This window comes from Streptomyces katrae (assembly GCF_000966975.1).
GTDB classification, from domain to species: Bacteria; Actinomycetota; Actinomycetes; order Streptomycetales; family Streptomycetaceae; genus Streptomyces; species Streptomyces katrae.
In genome coordinates this window covers 1-356 of the sequence record NZ_JZWV01001777.1, presented here as the reverse complement: position 1 = coordinate 356, position 356 = coordinate 1, and the positions used below count along the sequence as shown (strand labels likewise).

General features: G+C 78.1%; 1 protein-coding gene. It reads left to right on the top strand.

Features of this window, described 5'->3' with window-relative positions:
• On the top strand, nt 1-356 hold a 356-nt coding region (locus tag VR44_RS40555), incomplete at both ends, for a CurL C-terminal domain-containing protein (protein ID WP_045952716.1).

The following is a 356-nucleotide window of genomic DNA, read 5'->3' as shown; positions in this document are numbered from 1 at the left end:
CCCGAGCAGGAGCCGGCCACCACGACCGGCCGGGCGCTCGCCGACGGCACGCTGGTGCCGTGGATGCTCTCGGGCCGCTCGGCCGGAGCGCTGCGGGCGCAGGCCGAACGCCTGCTGGCGTACGTCGAGGAACGGCCCGGCCTGGCCGTCGCCGACGTGGCCTACTCCCTGATGCGGCGTTCCGAGATGGAACACCGCGCGGTGGTCGTGGGCCGGGACCGCGAGGAGTTCCTGGCCGGTCTGCGCACCCTCGCCCGCGACGGCGCCACCACGCCGGCTCCGGCCGCCGTCAGCGGGCTGGGCGGCGGGCCGGCGGTGCTGTTCACCGGGCAGGGCAGCCAGCGGCCCGGCATGGG